At 65.3% G+C, this 21,305-nt stretch carries 21 protein-coding genes, 1 tRNA gene and 1 riboswitch; of the genes, 9 read left to right on the top strand and 13 right to left on the bottom strand.

All coding sequences use genetic code 11. From position 1 onward, the window contains the following. The first annotated feature begins 121 nt into the window (after positions 1-121). Complete coding sequence (locus ACXJMY_RS12400; protein ID WP_456619615.1) at positions 122-1,114, top strand: alpha/beta fold hydrolase; 993 nt, start codon at positions 122-124, stop codon at positions 1,112-1,114. Between the two features lie 90 nt (positions 1,115-1,204). Here ACXJMY_RS12400 and ACXJMY_RS12395 read toward each other — a convergent pair. Next, a tRNA-Gly gene (locus ACXJMY_RS12395) sits at positions 1,205-1,278 on the bottom strand. A 171-nt stretch (positions 1,279-1,449) separates the two neighbouring features. Between ACXJMY_RS12395 and ACXJMY_RS12390 the strand changes: the two genes are divergently transcribed. From ACXJMY_RS12390 to ACXJMY_RS12370, 5 genes are all read left to right on the top strand, one after another. Beyond that, positions 1,450-2,028, top strand: a complete 579-nt coding sequence (locus ACXJMY_RS12390; protein ID WP_456619614.1) for a methylated-DNA--[protein]-cysteine S-methyltransferase — start codon at positions 1,450-1,452, stop codon at positions 2,026-2,028. A gap of 96 nt (positions 2,029-2,124) precedes the next feature. Then, positions 2,125-2,964 carry a helix-turn-helix transcriptional regulator gene (locus tag ACXJMY_RS12385; protein WP_456619613.1) on the top strand — a complete coding sequence of 280 codons (840 nt, stop codon included), beginning with the start codon at positions 2,125-2,127 and terminating at the stop codon, positions 2,962-2,964. A gap of 55 nt (positions 2,965-3,019) precedes the next feature. Further along, positions 3,020-3,379, top strand: coding sequence for a VOC family protein (locus ACXJMY_RS12380; protein WP_456619612.1), 360 nt, complete (start codon positions 3,020-3,022; stop codon positions 3,377-3,379). 141 nt (positions 3,380-3,520) lie between these two features. Then, entirely contained in the window at positions 3,521-3,922 is a 402-nt protein-coding gene (locus tag ACXJMY_RS12375) for an SRPBCC family protein (protein ID WP_456619611.1), read from the top strand. 100 nt (positions 3,923-4,022) lie between these two features. Further along, positions 4,023-4,505, top strand: coding sequence for a hypothetical protein (locus ACXJMY_RS12370; RefSeq protein WP_456619610.1), 483 nt, complete (start codon positions 4,023-4,025; stop codon positions 4,503-4,505). A gap of 109 nt (positions 4,506-4,614) precedes the next feature. Here ACXJMY_RS12370 and ACXJMY_RS12365 read toward each other — a convergent pair whose 3' ends face one another. The 4 genes from ACXJMY_RS12365 to ACXJMY_RS12350 form a co-directional block, all read right to left on the bottom strand. Further along, positions 4,615-5,319 (bottom strand): hypothetical protein, encoded by a 705-nt coding sequence (locus tag ACXJMY_RS12365; protein ID WP_456619609.1) that lies wholly within the window; start codon positions 5,317-5,319, stop codon positions 4,615-4,617. Between the two features lie 144 nt (positions 5,320-5,463). Then, positions 5,464-6,909 carry an MATE family efflux transporter gene (locus ACXJMY_RS12360; RefSeq protein ID WP_456619608.1) on the bottom strand — a complete coding sequence of 482 codons (1,446 nt, stop codon included), beginning with the start codon at positions 6,907-6,909 and terminating at the stop codon, positions 5,464-5,466. Between the two features lie 309 nt (positions 6,910-7,218). Further along, complete coding sequence (locus ACXJMY_RS12355) at positions 7,219-8,274, bottom strand: hypothetical protein (RefSeq protein WP_456619607.1); 1,056 nt, start codon at positions 8,272-8,274, stop codon at positions 7,219-7,221. A 297-nt stretch (positions 8,275-8,571) separates the two neighbouring features. After that, positions 8,572-9,678 (bottom strand): 2'-deoxycytidine 5'-triphosphate deaminase, encoded by a 1,107-nt coding sequence (locus ACXJMY_RS12350; RefSeq protein ID WP_456619606.1) that lies wholly within the window; start codon positions 9,676-9,678, stop codon positions 8,572-8,574. Between the two features lie 109 nt (positions 9,679-9,787). Then, a riboswitch (SAM riboswitch) is annotated at positions 9,788-9,867 on the top strand. Positions 9,868-9,941: 74 nt separating this feature from the next. On the opposite strand from ACXJMY_RS12350, the gene ACXJMY_RS12345 reads away from it, so the two are divergent. Beyond that, positions 9,942-11,138, top strand: a complete 1,197-nt coding sequence (locus tag ACXJMY_RS12345; RefSeq protein WP_456619605.1) for an O-succinylhomoserine sulfhydrylase — start codon at positions 9,942-9,944, stop codon at positions 11,136-11,138. Positions 11,139-11,286: 148 nt separating this feature from the next. Here ACXJMY_RS12345 and ACXJMY_RS12340 read toward each other — a convergent pair whose 3' ends face one another. From ACXJMY_RS12340 to ACXJMY_RS12330, 3 genes are read right to left on the bottom strand one after another with little or no spacing between them, the layout of a single operon-like run. Next, a complete protein-coding gene (locus ACXJMY_RS12340) occupies positions 11,287-12,285 on the bottom strand; it encodes an SGNH/GDSL hydrolase family protein (protein ID WP_456619604.1) in 999 nt (332 codons plus the stop codon). Positions 12,286-12,297: 12 nt separating this feature from the next. Next, positions 12,298-13,077, bottom strand: a complete 780-nt coding sequence (locus tag ACXJMY_RS12335; RefSeq protein WP_456619603.1) for an SGNH/GDSL hydrolase family protein — start codon at positions 13,075-13,077, stop codon at positions 12,298-12,300. Beyond that, the gene (locus ACXJMY_RS12330; RefSeq protein WP_456619602.1) at positions 13,077-14,333 is read right to left on the bottom strand and encodes an OpgC domain-containing protein; all 1,257 of its coding nucleotides are present in this window, start codon (positions 14,331-14,333) and stop codon (positions 13,077-13,079) included. The genes ACXJMY_RS12335 and ACXJMY_RS12330 overlap by 1 nt, the downstream gene beginning before the upstream one ends. A 184-nt stretch (positions 14,334-14,517) precedes the next feature. Here ACXJMY_RS12330 and apaG point away from each other — a divergent pair, with 184 nt between their 5' ends. Continuing rightward, positions 14,518-14,922, top strand: a complete 405-nt coding sequence (gene apaG, locus ACXJMY_RS12325) for a Co2+/Mg2+ efflux protein ApaG (protein WP_456619601.1) — start codon at positions 14,518-14,520, stop codon at positions 14,920-14,922. Between the two features lie 345 nt (positions 14,923-15,267). Here the strand turns inward: apaG and ACXJMY_RS12320 are convergent, their stop codons facing one another. The 3 genes from ACXJMY_RS12320 to ACXJMY_RS12310 all read right to left on the bottom strand — a co-directional run bounded on the left by ACXJMY_RS12320 (position 15,268) and on the right by ACXJMY_RS12310 (position 18,651). Further along, positions 15,268-16,275, bottom strand: coding sequence for an Hsp33 family molecular chaperone (locus ACXJMY_RS12320; RefSeq protein ID WP_456619600.1), 1,008 nt, complete (start codon positions 16,273-16,275; stop codon positions 15,268-15,270). Positions 16,276-16,519: 244 nt separating this feature from the next. Continuing rightward, entirely contained in the window at positions 16,520-17,443 is a 924-nt protein-coding gene (argF, locus tag ACXJMY_RS12315) for an ornithine carbamoyltransferase (RefSeq protein WP_456619599.1), read from the bottom strand. After that, positions 17,443-18,651 carry an acetylornithine transaminase gene (locus tag ACXJMY_RS12310; protein WP_456619598.1) on the bottom strand — a complete coding sequence of 403 codons (1,209 nt, stop codon included), beginning with the start codon at positions 18,649-18,651 and terminating at the stop codon, positions 17,443-17,445. Before ACXJMY_RS12310 ends, argF begins: the two co-directional genes overlap by 1 nt. A 457-nt stretch (positions 18,652-19,108) precedes the next feature. Here ACXJMY_RS12310 and ACXJMY_RS12305 point away from each other — a divergent pair, with 457 nt between their 5' ends. Further along, positions 19,109-19,621: a GcrA family cell cycle regulator gene (locus ACXJMY_RS12305; protein ID WP_456619597.1), complete on the top strand. Its 513-nt coding sequence runs from the start codon at positions 19,109-19,111 to the stop codon at positions 19,619-19,621. 232 nt (positions 19,622-19,853) lie between these two features. Here ACXJMY_RS12305 and phoB read toward each other — a convergent pair whose 3' ends face one another. After that, complete coding sequence (gene phoB / locus ACXJMY_RS12300) at positions 19,854-20,561, bottom strand: phosphate regulon transcriptional regulator PhoB (protein WP_456619596.1); 708 nt, start codon at positions 20,559-20,561, stop codon at positions 19,854-19,856. 21 nt (positions 20,562-20,582) lie between these two features. Next, positions 20,583-21,299 (bottom strand): phosphate signaling complex protein PhoU, encoded by a 717-nt coding sequence (gene phoU, locus ACXJMY_RS12295; protein ID WP_456619595.1) that lies wholly within the window; start codon positions 21,297-21,299, stop codon positions 20,583-20,585. Between the last annotated feature and the right edge of the window lie 6 nt (positions 21,300-21,305).

Here is a 21,305-nt window from a genome sequence, read left to right as displayed (position 1 = left end):
GGGAGCTTAGCGCGGACGGAGGCGAACGCCGCGAGCGGCAGTCCAATATATTAGAATCTTCGCAAAGCTCGTAGGGTCGATTAGGATGCGCCCCAACCACAAATGATCCGGAGGCGACGAGATGGGCGAGCCGACGCAACGGACGATCAAGACCAACGGCATCAGCCTCAACGTCGCCGAGCAGGGCAAGGGGCCAATGGTGCTGCTCTGCCACGGCTTTCCGGAAGGCTGGTACTCCTGGCGGCACCAGCTCGAGGCGCTGGCGGCGGCCGGCTACCACGCGGTCGCGCCCGACATGCGCGGCTACGGCAAGAGCGACAGGCCCGAGGCGATCGACCAGTACACGATCCTCCACATGGTCGGCGATCTCGTCGGCGTGCTCGACGCCTACGAGGCGAAGGACGCCGTCATCGTCGGGCATGACTGGGGCGCGACGATCGCCTGGCACACGGCGCGCCTGCGGCCCGATCGCTTCCGCGCCGCGGCGATCCTGAGCGTGCCCTATCGGCCGCGGAGCCCCGTGCGGCCGACGAGTGTCATGCCGCAGACGGCGGATGCGCAGTTCTACCAGCTGTACTTCCAGGAGCCGGGGGTCGCCGAAGCCGAGTTCGAACGGGATCCGCGCGCAACGCTGGGCGCCATGCTCTTTGGCGGTTCCGGCGAAGGAGCGGCGGCAATCCGCGCCAACGCCGAGCGCGCCGGCAGAACCGTCGGCGTCGGCATGGTCTCGCGCAAGGACGGCATGTTGCCGAAGGTGCAGGTGCCGCTGCCGTCGTGGCTGAGCCCCGCCGACCTCGACTATTACGGCGCCGAATTTGCCCGCAGCGGGTTTCGCGGGCCGCTCAACTACTACCGCAACATCGATCGCAACTGGGAGCTGATGGGGGCCTTCGAGGGCGTGAAGGTGGTGGTGCCCTCGCTCTTCATTGCCGGCGACCACGACATGGTCATCGCCTTCCCCGGCGCCGCCGAGCACCTCGCCAACATGAAGCAATTTGTGCCGCAACTGCGCGAGATCATGATGCTGCCCGGCTGTGGCCACTGGACGCAGCAGGAGCGGCCAACGGAGGTGAACACAGCGATCGTGGAGTTTCTGCGAAGCCTGCCAGGTTAGCACCTTTCTCCGCTAAAGCTTCGAAGGGCATCCTGCATCGCGTTGCCGAAGAATGGAAATCCTGCGAAGCGCCTTCGCGCGAACCATGGATGGAGCGGGCGAAGGGAATCGAACCCTCGTATGCAGCTTGGGAAGCTGCCGTTCTACCATTGAACTACGCCCGCTTATGCGCTTTGCGCCCATCCTGATTAGCCGAGACGGCGCCTCTCGCCAAGCGGTTTGGCGCGCCCGGCCTGACGGTTGTTAACGGCCTGGTAAGATTCCAGGTGCGCCGGATTGTGGCGGTGTTATGATCGCGTGTCTGGGGAGAGACGTGCACTGAGTGGGGCGTGTGCATGGTGGGGCGTGGCTACGCGATATTCAACACGGCGATCGGGCGCTGCGGCATCATCTGGAGCAGCACCGGCGTGGTCGCCGTGCAATTGCCGGAGGCGCGGGAGATTGACACCCGCCGCCGGATTTTCGCGGTCCATCCCGAGGCGCGCGAGCAGCAGCCTCCGCTGAATGCCGAGCTTGCGATCGAGGGCATCGTGGGCCTGCTGCAGGGCAGCGACCCCGATTTTTCCGAGGTCAGCCTGGATGCCCGCGGCGTGCCCGGCTTCAACCGGCGGGTCTACGAGTACACCTGCACCATCCCGCGCGGGGAGACGCGCACCTATCACGAGATCGCCAGGGCGCTCGGCGCCTCCGGCGCCGCCCATTCGGTGGCGCAGGCGATCTCCAGAAATCCCTACATGCTGATCGTGCCCTGCCACCGGGTGCTGGAGGCCGGCAATTACGCCGACCGGCCCTCGCCTTACGGCGGGGTGATCTCCAAGCGGCGGCTGCTGGCGCTGGAGGGCGCCCACCCGATCGCCAGCAAGACGCTGTTCGAGGTGCTGCTGCCCGTTGCTCCGCCCCGCGCGCCCGGCTAAGGCGCGATCCTGCTCGCGCCTTAGCTTTGTCTTTTGGGCATGATCTTGTCGGACAACCGCTACACACTTGTCCGGATCATGCCTAGATAAGGCGGCATGGACGCGACCACGCTGCTCTCGACACGATCGATGACCGTCTCCGAGTTTCGCTGCGATGCGGGGCCGGACGACACGCCGTTTGCGGAGTGCCGCACCGGCCATTCCATCGCCTATGTCCGTTCGGGCAGTTTTGGCTGCCGTTGCCGCGCCGGCTCCTTCGAGCTGGTGGCGGGCTCGATGCTGGTCGGCGCCCCCGGCGAAGAATACACCTGCACGCATGAGCATGTCAGCGGCGACGTCTGCCTGGGCTTCTTCTTCAGCGAGGACCTGGTCGAGGCCCTCGGGGGGCGGCGCGAGATCTGGCGGATCGGCGCGACACCGCCGCTGCCCGAGCTGATGGTGCTGGGCGAGCTCGCGCAGACGGCGGCAGATGGCAATTGCGACCTCGGTCTCGACGAGGTCGGTCAGATCCTAGCGGGGCGCTTCGTCGACGTCGTCTCGGGCAAGGCGCGCAAGCCGGCCACACCAACCGCACGCGACCGCCGCCGCGCGGTCGAGGCCGCGCTGTGGATCGACGCCAACTCGCATGCCGAGGTCGACCTCGAACAGGCAGCAAAGCAGGCAGGACTCAGCCCGTTCCATTTCCTGCGGCTGTTCTCGGCCGTGCTCGGCGTCACCCCGCATCAATATCTGGTGCGCTCGCGGCTGCGGCACGCCGCCCGCCTGCTGACAGATGATGACATCGCGGTCACCAACGTCGCCTATGACGTCGGCTTCGGCGACCTCTCCAATTTCGTCCGCACCTTCCACCGCGCCGCGGGCGTGTCGCCGACCAAGTTCCGCCAGGCCTCGAGGGGCGAGCGCAAGATTCTCCAAGAGCGGGTTGCCCTCAACTGACTAGATTCGTCTCCGGCACGCGCCAGTTGCGGCGCGCTTTGCAATGGAGACGAACATGTATGACCACATCGGCCTGCGCGTTGCCGACCTCGACGCCGCCACGCGCTTCTACACCGCGGTGCTGGCGCCGCTCGGCTGCGTCCTGTGCTCGAGCGGCGACGGCTATGCCGGCTTCGGACCGAAGGGCGAGCCGGCGCTCTGGCTGCATCTCAACAAGGGCCGCAAGGCCGACGGCGCCCATATCGCCTTCCGTGCCAAGGACCATGACGCGGTCAAGGCGTTCCACAGCGAAGGATTGAAGAGCGGCGGCCGCGACAATGGCGGCGCCGGCCCGCGCAAGGATTACAGCCCGACCTATTACGCGGCGTTTTTGATCGATCCGGACGGCAACAATGTCGAGGCGGTTTGCGCGTGAGCTCTGGCGACAGGTGAGAACTCGTAGGGTGGGCAAAGCGCAGCGTGCCCACCAATTGCACGCGACAATCTGGATCAATGGTGGGCACGGCGCTTCGCGCCTTTGCCCACCCTACTCACTATCACAATCAAGGACACCTTCATGGCCTCCATCCACAACGACATCCCCCTTTCCGCCCCTGCCCGCGACGTCTGGGACGCGGTGCGCGATTTCGGCGCCCTGCACCAACGGCTGGTGCCGGGTTTCGTCACCGCCTGCACGCTCGACGGCGATGCGCGCATCGTCACCTTCGCCAACGGCTCGGTGGCGCGCGAGGTGCTGGTCGATTGCAACGATGCCCGGCAGCGCCTGGTCTATGCCATCAACAACGAGCGGCTGAAGCACTACAGCGCCGCGGTGCAGGTGATCGCCGACGGCGATGGCAAAAGCCGCCTGCTCTGGACCATCGACATGCTGCCGAACGAGCTCGCAGCTTACGTCCAGGGGCAGACCAGGGAGGCCGTGATCGCCATGCACAAGGCGTTCCCGCCTGCGGCTGCGTGATCTTTCTCACAGAGCCCTGCCCGCGCCGGCCGTAACCATGGCGGCGTGCGTCCGGTTGGCTCCGCTCTCCCGGTGGAACCACGCACGCGAGGAGCATGCCATGAGAGGTGCGGACAAGGTGATCTGCCAGGCGGCCGCCGTGCTGCTGCTGTTTTCCGTCGCGAGCACGCCGGCAAAGGCGCAGTTCGCGAGCTTCGGCGGTGGCGGTGGTGCCGGCGGCGAAGACATGATGACCCAGATGGCGCCGATGCTGGAGATGATGAAGGCGAAGATGGGCAAGCGCCGCTTCGCCATGCTGATGCAGACCATGGGCCCGATGATGAGCCGCATGATGGAGAACGGCGGCGGCGGTCTTGGTGGCCTCGCCGGCGGCAATTTCGGCGGCGGGTTCGGCGCGCCGAATTATGGCGGCTACACGCCGATCGGCGGGGGCGGCTATGTGCCCACCGGTATCGGCGGCGGCGACATCATGGGCATGCTGGGTGGCTCCGGCGGCAGCGACATGATGGCGATGATCCCGCAATTGATGCGGCTCGCCAATGTCGGCGGCGGTGGCGGCCATCGCCGCCACCGCCATCGCTAAGGCCGGTCGGCGTATCGCCGCTGCGTGGCAACGCTGGCAACGACGCAACCACCCGTCGCGGGGGACGAAGGATGGTTGCGCCGGGCCGGCGGATGGGGCGCCGCCGGTATCAGATCCGATCGTTGATAAGGACGCCGGACAGCGAGGGGTCGCGTGCATTCGTCGCGTCGCTGGCTCGCGTCGCGCTGTAGGTCGGATCCGTGAGCGAATTCTTCAGCGACTGAAGGAATTGCTCAAGCAGGTCCGTCGCCGACTCGCCGCTCGACGAACTGTCTGTGGCGGTGGTGGTCGAAGAAGAATCGCCTGCACTCGTCGTGTCGCTCGATCCCGTCGTGCTGGACGAGGTCGAATCCGTGAGCAGGCTCTTCAGCGAATCGAGGAATTGCTGAAGCATGTCCACCACCGAGTTGCCGCTTGACGAACTGTCCGTGGCGTTGGCGGGAGGAGGCCCGCCGGGCGGCGGTCCGCCTGCTCCTTCCGGTCCACCTGCGCCACCCGGCCCCTGGGAGAACGCCGACTTGAAGATACCTTGCAGCTCGGTGGCCTGCTGGTCGGTCAGCTTGCCGTCCGAAACTTCCTTCTGGATGAGATCGTCGATCTTGGACTTGAAAGCGTCAGTCGATGATCCGCTGGATTGATCGCTCGCGCTGCTTGATTGCAAGGCGGAGTCGATATCGCTGAGCGCTGCCGACAGCGCCGACTGATCGGACGAACTGACCGCGCCGGAGCTGACTTCCGTTTGCAGTTCGTCTTGGAGTCGTTTCAACGGCGATGCGTGGTGATGGTGCGAGGAGAGCGCCGAAATCGAGGTCATGGTGCCTTTCCGTGCTTCTGGTGGACTCGCAGCAAAATTGTCCCCAGGAGCTGGCGCGGAGCCTTCGGCCAAGGCAGCCGTGGTTACCCTGTATTGCTAGGCAGCCGATGGAAATATTTCGAAACAAAAATCCGGCAGCTGCGCCTAATCCGCCGCGGCCGACAGAGCCGGCCGGATCGCCGGCTTGTTCTCGCGCGGAGCCCAGCGCGTCAGCACCACGCTGGCGCTTGAGAGCAGGCCGAGCACGACCATCGAGCTTGCGGCAAGCCAGAAGAAGCTCTGCGCCGTGGCCTCATGCGTCGACAGCCACCAGCCGATCGCCGAGATGTAGATGAGCCGCGCGGTCTGCGCCAGCACCGGCCCGATCACCTTGGCCGCGCCCTGCGAGGAGAAATACATCGTCGAGGCGAGGCCGATGAAGGCGTAGAACGGCGCCACCGTCGACAGATATTGGTGGCTGGTGGCACGCACCGTTGCGCTGTCGGTGAAAATGTTGACCCAGAGATCGGGGAAGATCGCGACCAGGCAGGCTGGCGCGCCGACGGCGACGAAGGCGCTCGCACCCGCGATCCAGGCGATGCGGCGGGCGCGTGCGATGCGGCCGGCGCCGACCGCCATGCCGACCATCGGCACCGAGGCGATGCCGAACGAGAACGCGATCGAGGTCAGCAGGAATTCCAGCCGCGCGCCGATGCCGTAGCCGGCAAGGATCGCGGTGCCGAACTTCGCCAGCATGTGGGTGAAGATCGAGATCGTCAGCACCGATTGCAGCGGCGAGAAGCATGCGATGGCGCCGACCTTCAGGATGTCAAAGAACATCGCCCATTGGATGCGCAGGCCGCGCAGCTTCGGGACGACGCGGGCGCGACCCGAGAACAGGTACCAGCCCATGATGGCGATGTTCATGCAATAGGCGATCAGCGCGCCGGCCGCGACGCCGCGCATGCCGAACTGCGGCACCGGTCCGAGTCCGAGGCCCAGCGTGCCGCCGAGCACGATCTGCCAGGCCGCCGAATTGAGAATCAGGAACGACGGCAGCTTCATGTTGCCGGTGCCGCGCAGGACGCCGGCCATGGTGTTGAGCAGCCAGGGCAGCACGGCGCCACCGAAGAACACCTGCGTGTAGGCGATCGCATGCGTCAGCACATCGCCGCGGCCGCCGAGCATTTCGAGCACTTTGGGCCCGTAAATCAGCATGCCCAGCATGAAGACGAGGCCGAAGGTGATGCCGATCAGGAGCGCATGCGCGGCGAGCGTGCTGGCGCGCTCGCGATCGCCGGCGCCGAGTGCACGCGCAATGGCGGAGGCCACCGCGCCGCCCATGGCGCCGCCGGACATCGTCATGGTCAGGATCACGGTCGGAAACACCAGCGCCATCGCGGCCAATGCCTCGACGCCGAGCCGGCCGATATAGGAGGTCTCCGCGATCACCGTGCAGGTGCCGGCCGACAGCGCGACGACATTGGGCCAGGCAAGGCCGAGCAGCGTGCGCAGGATCGGGCCGTCGGTCAGCGCACTTCGCACCGGCTGCGGGAGCGGCGGCAGCGGTCGCTCTTGTTCATCGACCGGGATTTCGGCGATGTCGGACATTTCCTCTCCCGGGCACGAGCGCCATTCGCGGCGCGGCAATCACTTGGTGTGCCAATCGATTCATTCGCGCAGAACGCGCGGTGCGACGCTTGTTAGCACGACAATTGCCGATTCCTCCTGCGCCTGATGCAAGCGTGCCCTGCGGCAGCGCATTTCAGCCCGTGGAATTGCGGTCTTGGGGTGAGGGGCTGCGTCCGCGAAAACGGTGAGAGCTGGACTCGCGGAGAGTCCCCCTCACCCGGATTGCATCTTCGATGCAATCCGGCCTCTCCCCGCACGCGGGGAGAGGCGAAGTGGCCGCGCCGTTCTTCAACCGATCGTCCAGACCAGCGGCGGACGGCCGCCCGCGGCAGGCCGCATATGCACGCCGATATGCCGGCCGCAGCCCGCAGCGAGACCTTCGAACAATCCTTCCAGCACCTTGGCGCAGGCGCGGTGATAGTCGGCGACATCGTCCATCAGCTTCCAGCTCTGCTGGCGGATTTCGAACGCGCCTTCGGACGTCGCCGTCTCGGCAGCATCGTCCTGCGTGGCGAGCAGCGCGTTGAGGAACGCTGCGAATTCGCTCGCGCCGCCGCGGCTCATCGACAGCGCCGCCGCGACCTCGTCGAAATATTGCATGCCGATCAGCTTGCCGGTGAGGTGAAGGAGATAGCCGGCATCCTCCGGCCCGAACAGCTGCACCATCACCGGCGCGGCCGTGCGCACATATTCCATCGCGTAGTTGCGATAGGCTTTTTCGAGCCGCGGCTTTGGCCAGCTTGCGACCGGCAATGCCGGCGCGGCCTTCGCATCGAACAGCGGCGCTTCGAGATGGCGCGCGAACACCAGGCGCTGGTCGAGCTCGAGCGGGTGGTCGTACTGGTGGTAATAGCCCTCGAGCCCGTCCTGGCCATCGACGCTCTGCTTGGTGCAGACGAAGCCGAGCCTGAGATCGCCGAGCGCGACGCCGTTGTTGGCGTGCCAGCCGCGCAGCATCGCGCGTGAGACCTCGCCCGGCACGCCGCAGATCGCGGTGCCCTTCCAGATCCAGCGCGGCGGCGGATAGCGGATCCAGGCCTTGGCGTCGCTCTCGTACATGTATTCGACATGCACGCCGCCGATCCAGTTCGAGAGATAGTGATATTGCGCGGCGGCGACCGCCGGCGGCAGATGGCGCAATCCGAGCTTCTCGAGCCCGGGCAGGAAGCGTTCCTGCTGCTGGCGGCGGAACACGCGGAACACGAACTCGGCGGCATCAGCCGTGCCGCGCCGCGTGACGACGGTGAGGATGAGGCCGGTGAAATAAGCGTGATAGAGATCGGCGACCGCGCGCCAGCGTGTCCATTGGGCTTGCTGCTGCGCGGTATCCGCTGCGGCGCTCATCGTTCGCTCCCGGCTTGTTGTTTTGCAGGAGTGTGTCATCGCCGATGAAGCGGCGCAACCGGACACACACTCGCTGTCATCGCCCGCCTTGTGCGCAATTGCGCACTGGGGCGGGCGATCCAGTATTCCAGAGACGGTCGTGATTGAATCGATGGGCCGCGGCGTACTGGCTTCCCCGCCTTCGCGGAGCATGACACCGGTGAAAATTTGCTTGCATCGGAGCCCGCATGAGCGAAGCGATATGCGGGAGCACTGTTCCCGGATGTCGCTGCGCTCATCCGGGCTTACGGAATATTGCTACACCCGGAAATGCTTGGAGAGCTTCAACCCCTGCGCCTGGTAGTTGGAGCCGATGCGCTGGCCGTACATGGCGTCGGGGCGTGCCAGCATCTTTTCGTAGACGAGGCGGCCGACGATCTGGCCGTGCTCGAGGATGAAGGGCACTTCGCGCGAGCGCACCTCCAGCACGGCGCGGGAGCCCTGCCCGCCGGCGCCGGCATAGCCGAAGCCGGGATCGAAGAAGCCGGCATAATGCACGCGGAATTCGCCGACCAGCGGATCGAACGGCACCATCTCCGCGGCGAAATCGGGCGGCACCTGCACGGCTTCCTTGGAGGCGAGGATATAGAACTCGCCGGGATCGAGGATCAGGCTGCCGTCGGGGCGCGCAGACATCGGCTCCCAGAAATCCTCGACCGAATAGCCTGCGCGGCGATCGACGTCGACCACACCGGTGTGGCGCTTGGCGCGGTAGCCGACGAAGCCGTTGGCTTTCTCGCCGGAGAGATCGACGGAGACGGCGACGCCGCCCGAGAGATCGGCATCGTCGATGTCGACGAGGCGCTCAGCGGCATGCAGCGCGTCGAGCTCGTCGGCGTTGAGGATGGCGTCACCGGTGCGGAAGCGCACTTGGGAGAGGCGCGAGCCCTCGCGCACCAGCACCGGAAACGTCTTCGGGCTGATCTCGGCGTAGAGCGGACCGTGATAGCCGGCGCCGATCATGTCGAAGCGGCGGGTGCCGTCGGCGATCACGCGGGTGAAGACGTCGAGCCGGCCGGTGGAGCTCTTCGGGTTCGCCGCCGCCACGATCTCCGGCGGCAGCGCCAGGCTTTCGAGCAGCGGCACGATGTAGACGCAGTTGGTCTCAAGCACGGCGCCGTCGGCGAGGCTGAACTCGTGCAGCTTCAACTCGTCGATGCGCTCGGCGACGGTGGCGCCGGGACCGGGCAGGAAGCTTGCGCGCACGCGATAGGCGATGTCGCCGAGGCGAAGGTCGAGGCTCGCCGGCTGGATCTGGCTTTCGACGAAATCGTAGGCGGGCAGGATGAGGCCTGCTTCCGCCATCGCCGCGATCATGCGGTCGGGCAGGATACCATTGGCGTCGGCTGCGACCGTGAACGTCAAACGGGGGTCCTCGTCAGGGGGCAAATGTATCCGGACATGCGGAAAATACAGTCTTTTACGGCTATCCGATGGACGCCTTGACGAAAAGGGCATTGCGGAATATGAGCATGACTTATCCCGTGGTGATTTGAGCCGGCCGGCTTGCAGCCACGTTAAATAAGTCGCTAAACAGGCCGGGGACCTCTGTGATCCCGGCCAGTGGAAATATCCAGGCCGGTTTTTTTTGTGACCATTTTCCAGAATGGTCACGTTGGAGAGGTCATATGTCGAAGTCCCCGGCGTCCGCCGCACACTACCGTCCCGAAACCCGGCTGGTCCATTCCGGCACCCTGCGCTCGCAATTTGGCGAGACGTCGGAGGCGCTGTTCCTGACCCAGGGCTATGTCTACAACAGCGCCGAGGAGTGCGAGGCGCGGTTCAAGGGCGAGGATCCCGGCTTCATCTATTCGCGCTACTCGAACCCGACGATCTCGATGTTCGAGCGCCGCATGATCGAGCTCGAAGGCGCCGAAGCGGCCCGCTCGGCCGCGACTGGCATGGCCGCAGTGACGACCGCGATCCTGGCGCCGCTGAAGTCCGGCGATCACGTGGTCGCCTCGCGCGCGCTGTTCGGCTCGTGTCTCTACGTCATTCAGGATCTGTTGCCGCGCTACGGCATCGAGACCACGCTGGTCGACGGCTCCGATCTCGACCAGTGGCAGCGCGCCTTGAGGCCGAACACCAAGACGTTCTTCCTGGAGAGCCCGACCAATCCGACGCTCGACGTGCTCGACATCCCCGGCATCGCCGAGATCGCGCACAGCGGCGGCGCGCGGCTCGTCGTCGACAACGTGTTCGCGACGCCGATCTGGCAGAGCCCGCTCGCGCTCGGGGCCGACGTCGTGGTCTATTCCGCGACCAAGCACATCGACGGCCAGGGCCGTTGTCTCGGCGGCATCATCCTGTCCTCGGAAGCCTTCATCGCCGAGCACCTGCATAATTTCATGCGCCAGACCGGCCCGTCGATCTCGCCGTTCAACGCCTGGGTCCTGCTCAAGGGCCTGGAGACGCTGGGCGTGCGCGTGCGCGCGCAGACCGAGACGGCGGGGCGCGTCGCCGAGGTGCTGGCGAGCCATCCGAAGATTTCACGGCTGATCTATCCCGGCCGCGCCGATCATCCGCAGGCGGCGCTGGTGAAGAAGCAGATGCGCGGCGGCTCGACGCTGGTCGGCTTCGAGGTCAAGGGCGGCAAGCAGGCGGCATTCCGCGTGCTCAACGAGCTCAAGCTTGCGAAGATCTCGAACAATCTCGGCGACGCCAAGAGCCTGGTGACGCATCCGGCCACCACCACGCATCAGCGCCTGAAGCCGGAAGACCGCGCCGCGCTCGGGATCAGCGAGGGCTTTATTCGCTTCTCGGCGGGGCTCGAGCATCCGGATGATCTGATCGAGGATCTGACGGCGGCGCTGGAGAAGGCGTGAGGCGAGCCAAGCACTCGCACTCGTAGGGTGGGTTAGCCCTGCAGATGCGCGAAGCGCATCTGCTCGGCGTAACCCACCAACTTCGTTCCGCAATCGTTGATGCATGGTGGGTTACGGCTTCGCCTAACCCACCCTACGGCACCGATGCCTACATCGGCCGGTACGTCCGCACATCCCCGGGCACGTTCACGCCGAGCTTGATCTGGCCGACGGAGCGGATGATGTCGTCACCCAAGAGCTGGGCGAAGCAGGCGTAGCCCCAGTCGTTCATGTGCAGGCCGTCGGCAATGACGAAGCTCTCCACCGGGATGGCCTGCGTCTCGTGCCAGTCGCGCATCACCTCGAAGCGCGGGAAGATGCCGACGTGACGGAGCTCGGCGACCTTGCCGAGCAGCTTCACCATCTTGCCGGCGCTCTCGGCGCGCTGGTTGACCGCCGGCGAATATTGCGGATCGACCAGCACGATATCGGCGCCGCCGGCGGCCTGGATGCGGGAGATGCCGTCCTCGACCATCTTGGCGGTGTCACCGGGATCGAGATTGCGTAGCACCGCGTTGGTGCCGACCTGCCAGATCACGAGATCCGGGTGGACGTCGATCACCTCCGTCTGGAGACGCTTCATCATCTCGGGCGCATCCTCGCCGCCGACGCCGGCATTGATGACGGTGATGCTGGCGGTCGGATATTGCCGGCGAAGCTGCGCGGCGAGACGGTTCGGATAGTTGAAATCGGGCGAGCTTGCGCCATAGCCGGCGGTCGAGGATGAGCCGAACGCGACGATCACGACCGGCTTGCCGGCGACGAGCTTGCCCGCGACATGCGGCAGCGAGCCCATCGTCTTCGAGCCGCCCTTCGCGGCCAGGCAAGGCACGCGGCTGAAAATGTCACCGGCCGATTTTGCCACCTGCTTCACCTTGTCGATGGCGCGCCCGGTGATGCCGCGCTGCTCGGCTGGCGGGTGGGTGGCAGCGACAGTGGTCTGGGACGGCGATGCGGGAGCCGGATTAGCCGTCTGCTGCGGAGCAGGGGTTGCCTGCGCAGCCTGTGCTCGCGCAGGTGCCAGCGAAGCCGGCGTCAGCAACAGCAGCGCCGCCGCTGCGGGCGCGGCCAACCATGCCGTCAGGCAAAAAGGGCGGAGAGAACTCATTAACGCTAGACCTCAATTTTGCTGCTGGGCCGGTCCCAGATGTGCAGCATCCATCACGAACTGTGCCAACGCCCGGCCAAGGCAATCATGGACCTGTTTCGCCAGTTCAGGACCGCGGGAGGGGCTGAACAGGTCGAACTGACCCTGATCATTCCATTGCCGCATGATCGCGAAACGATCGAACAACGGGACGTCATGCTCCTGGGCCACCACCCGCATATTGTCGAGATAGGGCGGCACGGAGATCATGGTTTCGGTACGTGGGCTGTATTGCAAGTTCATCAGCACGACATCCGCCCCCGCATTTTGCAACGCAGCAACCCCTTCAGTGACGGCGCCGCGAAAATCGTCGGGATCGATGGCTCGGATAGCATCCACGGTCCCGGTCTGCCAGATGACCAAAGTAGGCCTTTTTGCTTCCATCAGCTTAACGAAGGTGGTGGCAGCCTCCTCTGCCGTTTTCTTGCTCTGTATTTCTACGGAGACGTGCACGGCCTCTGATGGCGGCAGCCTTTCCCTCAGGATCGCCTGCATACGCGCCGGATAGGAGCTGTCCTCCGAAGCCGGAATCGTGGTCGAACGGCTGCCGATGACCAGGATTTCGAGGGGTTTGCCCGCTTTCACGGCATCGGCGACCTTGTGCAGCGGACTCTCGGTCGCGAGCAGGTAGGACGGCAATTCGCAGGCGGGGGGTGCGGCAGGAACGGCAGACGCAGCATCGTCCGCGCGCGCCGGGGGCGCGGCGAGACCACCGCACAGCAGGATCAGGCTCAGGAAAACCTTCGCCTTCATCAGCCCCCTCCCGCCATATCGGCGCTGCCGACGGCGCTTTTGGTTTTCGAACCGCTCTTGTCAGCTACGCGCTTGTACCACGAAATCACCCAGGCGACGCCCCACATGACCAGGATTCCCGAGAGACTAATCAGCGCATGCATGACCGCGCCGCCGGACACCTCGGCCAGGATGAAATGGCCGGCGAAGGCCAGGAAGACGCCGAGGCAGAAGATCTCCAGGGAGTGGGAGCCGCACAGGATCAGCGGCCGCAGCCAGGGCGATGTCAGGCCCGGCCAGTCCCGCGGCAGGAAGCGCACGGTGAGCGCGGCCAGCGCCAGGAAATGGGTGAAGCGCAACACGTCCAGATCGGTCTTGTCGATCGGATACATCCATTGCTCGAGCCGCTTCGGCATCAGATGGGACAATTGCGGCACGTACCAGGTCAGGGTCACGTAGAATGCCGCGACGATATAGGCGATCGCGATCCACATCATTACGGGTGAAGCCAGGATGCGCGACATGCGTCGCGCACCTCCCAGCGCGCACCATGCACCGAACACGAAAAGCAATTGCCAGGCCAGCGGATTGAACGCCCAGAAGCCGTTCGGATAGGCCGAAAAGTAGAGGTCGTATTCCCATGTAACGGCGTAGAGGATAACGGAAAGGCCGAGCGTGACGTCGGGCTTCCACTTCATCGACCAGAGGATGAAAGGCAGCGCCAGCATCAGCACGATGTAGAGCGGCAGCACGTCCATGTTCACGGGGCGGAAGCGCAACAGCAGCGCCTGCACGATGGTGACGTCGGGCTGCTTGAGGAAATCCATGATGCCCATCTCTTCGGTGTAGAGTGGGTTCTCGAACCTGGTCGCGACGTAGGAGATCTCGGCGAGGAAGATCGTGAACAGGAAGACGTGGGCGACATAGATCTGCCAGACCCGGCGCAGGATTCGCGCGGTGGCGACGACGACGCCGCTTTCCAGCATGGCGCGGCCGTAGACGAAGGCTGCGGTGTAGCCGGAGATGAAGATGAATATCTCGGTGGCATCGCTGAAGCCGTAATTGCGGATCGTGAACCAGGTCAGAAGGCTCGGCGGCAAATGGTCGATGAAGATCAGCCACAGCGCGAGCCCACGGAACAGGTCGAGCCTGAGCTCACGCTCGCCGATGGCGGGCAGCGTGATGGCCTGCGCGGCGGCGCGGGGTTTCGCAACCGCGGATTTGCCATCCGCAGTTCCCGCGATCGTCGATCCCGTCACTTGGTCGGCAATGGTCATCGGGGCCCGAAACCCTTACGCAAATCGCGACGTTAAAAGGAGTGTACCGGTCCGGTCGGCGTCTCGCAAAGCGACCAGATCACATCGAGGTGTATTTCCCTGGGGGTGTACTTCCCTTCGAATTCGGGCGGGACGATGTCGCCAAAACCGCCTCCGGCGTTTGGTTCCCGGCCGGGATTTCGTTATGATGGCAGCCATGTACCGCGCCGTGACCCGCCAGATCGAAGTGACCGTCGAGCCGAACTTTGTTCCGGAGCAGTCGTCGGCCGACCGGTCCCGGTTTTTCTGGTCCTACACCATCGTCATCACCAATTCCGGCGATGAGACCGTACAGCTCAAGACGCGGCACTGGATCATCACCGACGCCTCGGGCCGGCAGCAGGAGGTGAAGGGCGAGGGCGTGGTCGGCGAGCAGCCGATTCTGGCGCCCGGCGAGCGCTTCGAATACACCTCGGGCGTGCCGCTCTCGACCGCCTCGGGCTTCATGACCGGCCGCTACCAGATGGTCACCGAAAGCGGCGAGCGCTTCGAGATCGACGTGCCGACCTTCTCGCTCGACAGCCCGGATTTGAAGCGGGTGTTGAACTAGCGCGGTGCCGTAGGGTGGGTTAGCCCCGCGGCTGCGCGAAGCGCAGTCCGCTCGGCGTAACCCACCACGGTCTATCCGCGCCAAAGCAAGCTGGTGGGTTACGCTTCGCTAACCCACCCTACGATTCCGTGCCTAGCGGGCGAGCTCATCATACCACCCACAACTGGATGCCCCGGCTTGACCGGGGCATCCAGTACGCCGCAGCCTCTCGATTCAATCACCGCCGTCACGGAGTACTGGATCGCCCGCCCCAGTGCGCAATTGCGCACAAGGCGGGCGATGACACCGAGGATGTAGCGAGCAGCTTCCCCGACCTCGTCATTGCCAGCGCCGCGAATTAGAGGCCTACGCGTCCTCCACGCCCGCCTCATCCGGCGTGAACTCGTACACCGACGAGCAGAACTCGCAGGTGACGACGACCTTGTCGTCCTTGACCATCGCGGCGCGGTCGTCGGGCGAAAAGCTCTTCAGCATCGCGGCGACGGCGTCGCGCGAGCAGGAGCATTGCGCTTTCAGCACCAGCGGATTGAACACACGCACGCCGCGCTCGTGGAACAGGCGGTAGAGCAGCCGCTCGCCGGAAAGATCGGGATCGATCAGCTCGACATCCTCGACGGTGTCGATCAGCGAGCGCGCCTCGACCCAGGCATCGTCTTCAGCGACGCTATGCACTTCGACGCCTTCGGGCGCATCGCCGGGATGCAGATCGGCCTGCCGCGCGCGCTCCGGCGCTTTCGGCAAGAACTGCATCAGCATGCCGCCGGCGCGCCAGCGATGCTTGCCGCCGTCGTTCGAGCGCCACTCCTCGCCGACGGCGAGGCGGACGCGCGTCGGGATCTGCTCGGAGCGCAGAAAATATTCGTGGGCGGCGTCTTCGAGGCTGCCCCCGTCGAGCGCAACCAGGCCCTGATAGCGGCTCATGTCGGGGCCCTGGTCGATGGTCATGGCGAGATGGCCGCGGCCAAGCAGCGTGCCGGAATCCTTCGCCGTGCCGAGGCGCGAAGCGTCGTAGCGGGCGTAGGCGCGCAGATGGTCCGGCGCCTTGTAGTCCACCACCAGGAACGACACCGGGCCATCGGTCTGGGCCTGGAGGATGAAGCGGCCCTCGAATTTCAGCGCCGTTCCGAGCAGCGTCGTCAGCACGATGGCCTCGCCGAGCAGCTTGCCGACCGGCGCAGGATAATCGTGCTTGGTCAGGATCTCGTCGAGCGCGGGGCCAAGCCGCACCAGCCGCCCGCGCACGTCGAGCGCGTCGACCTCGTAGGGCAGCACGGCGTCATCAATGGGAACCGCCGATGGTGCGCGAACCGGGCCTTCAGGCCCGGTTTTCATGTCAGGGGATTGGAAAACCATGGCGCTTTATCTGGGGTCGGAGGGTGGAAATGGAAGGGGGGGGCGGCGGGGCGGTCTGTTCCGGATGCAGTTATGATTGCACACGATATTGCAAATTCGGTGTCGCCCCGGCGAAGGCCGGGACCCATAACCACAGGGCGTGGTTATGCGAAGATTCGCCGTTCGGTACCCCTACTTTCCGCAACCGAGAGATCACGCGGTGATGGGTCCCGGCCTTCGCCGGGACGACGGATAGTTCGTCCCGCTACTTCACCGCATCAAAACACCAGGCCAGGATGCCCTTCTGCGCGTGCAGGCGGTTTTCGGCCTCGTCGAACACGACCGATTGCGGACCGTCGATCACCTCGTCGGTGACCTCCTCGCCGCGATGGGCGGGCAGGCAGTGCATGAACAGCGCGTCGGGCTTGGCCAGCGACATCAGCTTCGAATTGACCTGGTAGGGCTTGAGCACGTTGTGGCGGTGCTCGCCCTCCTTGTCGCCCATCGACACCCAGGTGTCGGTGACGACGCAATCGGCGCCGCGCACGGCAGCTTCCGCGTCGCTGCCCAGCATGATCGGCGCGCCGGTCGCCTTGATCCAGTCGCGCATCGCCTTCTTCGGCGCGAGCTCCGGAGGGGTCGCGACATTGAGCTGAAACTTGAAGCGCTCGGCCGCGTGCGCCCAGGACGCCAGCACGTTGTTGTCGTCGCCGGTCCATGCCACGGTCTTGCCCTCGATCGGGCCGCGATGCTCCTCATAGGTCATGAGGTCGGCCATCACCTGGCAGGGGTGCGAGCGCCGGGTCAGGCCGTTGATGACGGGCACGGTGGCGTTCGCCGCGAGCTCGAGCAGCGCCTCGTGGTTGAGGATGCGGATCATGATGGCGTCGACATAGCGCGACAGCACGCGCGCGGTGTCGGCGATGGTCTCGCCGCGGCCGAGCTGCATCTCGGCACCGGTGAGCATGATCGGCTCGCCGCCGAGCTGGCGCATGGCGACATCGAACGACACCCGCGTCCGCGTCGAGGGGCGCTCGAAGATCATCGCCAGCGTCTTGCCTTCGAGCGGCTTGACCGGTTGATGCGCCTTCTGCTTCGCCTTCATGGCGGAAGACGCCGCGAGCATGCGCTTGAGCTCCGCCAGCGGCAGCTCGTTGATATCGAGAAAATGCTTTGGCGCCTTGCTCATCAGCTTGCCGCCCGCTTGGTCTGGCCGGCCGACAACGCCGCGCAGGCGCGTTCGAGCCGCGCGACGCTGTCTTCGATCTCGGCCTCAGTGACGATCAAGGGCGGCAGGAAGCGCACGACGTTGTCACCGGCCCCAACGGTGAGAAGCTTCTCACCGCGCAGCGCCGCAACGAGATCACCGGAGGGCACCACGGCCTTGATGCCGATCAAGAGCCCCTCGCCGCGGACTTCGCTGACGACGTCGCCATGGCGGTCGATCACGGAGGCGAGCTTCTGCTTCAACAGCAACGACATCTTCTGCACGTGGTCGAAGAAGCCGGGCTTGAGCATGACGTCGAGCACCGCGTTCGCAGCGGAGATCGCGAGCGGATTGCCGCCGAAGGTCGAGCCGTGCGAGCCCGGCGTCATGCCGGACGCCGCTTCCGCGGTCGCAAGGCACGCGCCGATCGGGAAGCCGCCGCCGAGCGCCTTGGCCAGCGACATCACATCGGGCGTGACGCCGAGGCGACGATGCGCAAAGAGATCGCCGGTGCGGCCCATGCCGGTCTGCACCTCGTCGAACGCCAGCAACAGGCCGCGCTCGTCGCAGAGCTGGCGCAGCGCCTTGAGGAACGCCGGCGTCGCCGAACGCACGCCGCCCTCGCCCTGGATCGGTTCGATCAGGATGCCGGCGGTCTGCGGGCCGATGGCCTTCTTCACGGCGTCAAGATCGCCATGCGGGACCTGGTCGAAGCCGTCCATCGGCGGACCAAAGCCTTCGAGATATTTTGCCGAGCCGGTCGCAGCCAGCGTCGCCAGCGTGCGGCCGTGGAAGGCGCCCTCGAAGGTGATCATGCGATAGCGGTCGGGATGGCCTTTGGCGGCGTGATAGCGGCGCACGACCTTGATCACGCATTCCAGCGCCTCGGCGCCGGAATTGCAGAAGAATACGAAGTCCGCAAAGCTCTCGCTGCAGAGCCGGGCGGCAAGTCGCTCGCCATCCGGGCTCTGGAACAGGTTCGACATGTGCCAGAGTTTCGTGGCCTGCTCCTGCAACGCCTTGACCAGCGCGGGATGGGCATGGCCGAGCGCGTTCACCGCCACGCCAGAGGTGAAATCGAGATAGCGGTCGCCGTTGGTCGCGATCAGCCAGCAGCCTTCGCCGCGCTCAAAACCGAGGTCGGCCCTGGCGAAAACGGGGAGCAAATGCGGCGCTGCGCTGTTGGTCATGACGGTCACTTGGATGTTGCGGACGGACTGAGCGTGCATCACGCAACGCACCATTGACCGGCCCGGAAAACGAAACGTGCCGCCTTTTAAGGGCGGCACGCGTCACTATCTTATGCCTGGTAAAACGGGTGTCAATGCCGCCCGGAAAGCCTCACGAAACGCTGAATCCGTAGTCTTGCGGTGTCGATTTTGCGGTTTTTTGGCCACGGAACATGTGGAAGCGAGTCGGCGGACTCTTGCGCGTGAGTCACGCCATATTGTAGCGTTTGGCTTGTCAGATACGACATCTCGTGCAGGCGGTTCTGATCTCTAAGTCCTCATGTACCGGCGTAAACGTTCGGGCGCACTTCGCGCGCCCGGCGAGCCTTAAGGGATTCTGGCGGCACGGGTTTTTCAAGGCTTAGGCATTCGCTGTGAGGCCCCGATATGGCAGGCGCGCAGCGAGGGAAAGGGTGCAATGACGGTTTTGACCTGGTCCGATGATCGCGTCGAGCAGCTGAAAAAGCTCTGGGAGGCCGGACTTTCGGCCAGCCAGATCGCGGCGGAGCTCGGCAATGTGACCCGCAACGCCGTGATCGGAAAGGTGCACAGGCTTGGCCTGTCCGGCCGCGCCAAGAGCCCCTCTTCGGCCGCGCCCCGGCCGCGTAAGGCGCGTCCGGCACAGCACATGATGCGGGTGAGCCGCCCGATCTCGCGCGGCAACACCGCGTTGGCGCAGGCCTTCGAGGTCGAGGTGGAGGCCGAGCCGGTCACCTACGACAACGTGGTGCCGATGAGCCAGCGGCTGTCGCTGCTGGAATTGAACGAGGCGACCTGCCACTGGCCGGTCGGCGATCCCTCGAGCCCGGATTTCTTCTTCTGCGGCGGCAAGGCGCTGTCGGGCCTTCCCTATTGCGCCCAGCACTCGCGTGTCGCGTACCAGCCGGCGGCCGATCGCCGGCGCGCACCGGCCAAGCCGGGCCCGCGGTGAGTTAGCGGATATAGTCGTCCGTTAAAATGCCGCCATCACACGATGGCGGCTCGACACACTCCGATGTCGTCCCGGCGAAGGCCGGGACCCATAACCACCAGCAGATGTGGTTACAGGGATTCGGAGTTACCCTTCTCGCACAAACAATTGCGTCCTCGGGTTATGGGTCCCGGCCTTCGCCGGGACGACACCGATATCGTGGCGACAGCTCGCCAAACCAACTCGCTCTAGCCTACGTCTGCTCCGCCTTCGCGAAGCGATCGTCCAGCGCGTAGCCGGCGCCGCGCACGGTGCGGATCGGGTCCTGTTCGCGGCCGAGATTGAGCAGCTTGCGCAGGCGACCGATGTGCACGTCGACGGTGCGTTCGTCGATATAGATGTCGCGGCCCCAGACGCTGTCGAGCAGCTGCTCGCGCGAGAACACGCGACCGGGATGCTCCAGGAAGAACTCCAGCAGGCGATATTCGGTCGGGCCGAGATCGATCGGACGGCCCGAGCGCGCCACGCGGCGCTTGTCGCGATCGAGCTCGATGTCGCCAAAGGCGAGCACGGTGGCCAACCGCTCCGGGCTGGCGCGCCTGAGCAGGCCCTTCACGCGCGCGAGCAGCTCCGGCACCGAGAACGGCTTGACGATGTAGTCGTCGGCGCCGGTCGCAAGCCCGCGCACCCGCTCGCTCTCCTCGCCGCGGGCGGTGAGCATGATGATCGGAAGCTGCTTGGTCTCGGGCCGGGTGCGCAGCCGCCGGCACAGCTCGATGCCGGACAGCCCTGGCAGCATCCAGTCGAGTACGATCAGGTCGGGGATATGCTCCTTGAGGCGGGTGTCGGCGTCGTCGCCGCGCATCACCGTCTCGACGTCATAGCCGTCGCCTTCGAGGTTGTAGCGGAGAAGCTCGGTCAGGGCTTCCTCGTCCTCAACCACCATAATGCGTGCGCCCATGTGGTCGTCGCTCCTCAAGCCTTAAGTGTTCGGGACCGTCGTGGCGAAGGTCGTCATGTCGCCCTTCGGTCGCTTGTCGGTCATCGCCTGACCTTCGATCATGTAGAATACGGTCTCGGCGATGTTGGTGGCGTGGTCGCCGATCCGCTCGATGTTCTTGGCACAGAACATCAGGTGAATGCAGAACGAGATGTTGCGCGGATCCTCCATCATGTAGGTGAGGAGCTCGCGGAACAGCGAGGTGCAGATGGCGTCGACTTCCTCGTCGCCCTTCCACACCGCCATCGCCGCCGGCAGATCATGCGCGGCATAGGCGTCCAGCACCGACTTGACCTGCTGCTGCACGAGGTCGGTCATGTGCTCGAGGCCGCGGAACAGCTTGAGCGGATGGAAATCCGTCTCCAGCGCCGCGACGCGCTTGCCCATGTTCTTGGCGAGATCGCCGATGCGCTCGAGATCGGTCGCGACGCGCATGGCGCCGACGATCTCGCGCAGATCGACCGCCATCGGCTGGCGGCGGGCGATGGTGAGCACGGCGCGCTCCTCGATCTTCTTCTGGAGCGCGTCGATCTCGACGTCGGTCGCGACCACGCGCTGGCCGAGCGCAACGTCGCGGCGGATCAGCGCATCGACGGAATCGACGATCATGCGCTCGGCAATCCCGCCCATCTCCGCGACCAGGCGCGTAAGCTCCTGGAGGTCGGTGTCGAAGGCCTTTGCGGTATGTTCGGAAGCCATATCCTG

The sequence above is a fragment of the Bradyrhizobium sp. P5_C12 genome (assembly GCF_054049735.1).
Note: the sequence above shows the minus strand (reverse complement) of the source record. Positions and strands in the feature narration are given on the sequence as shown.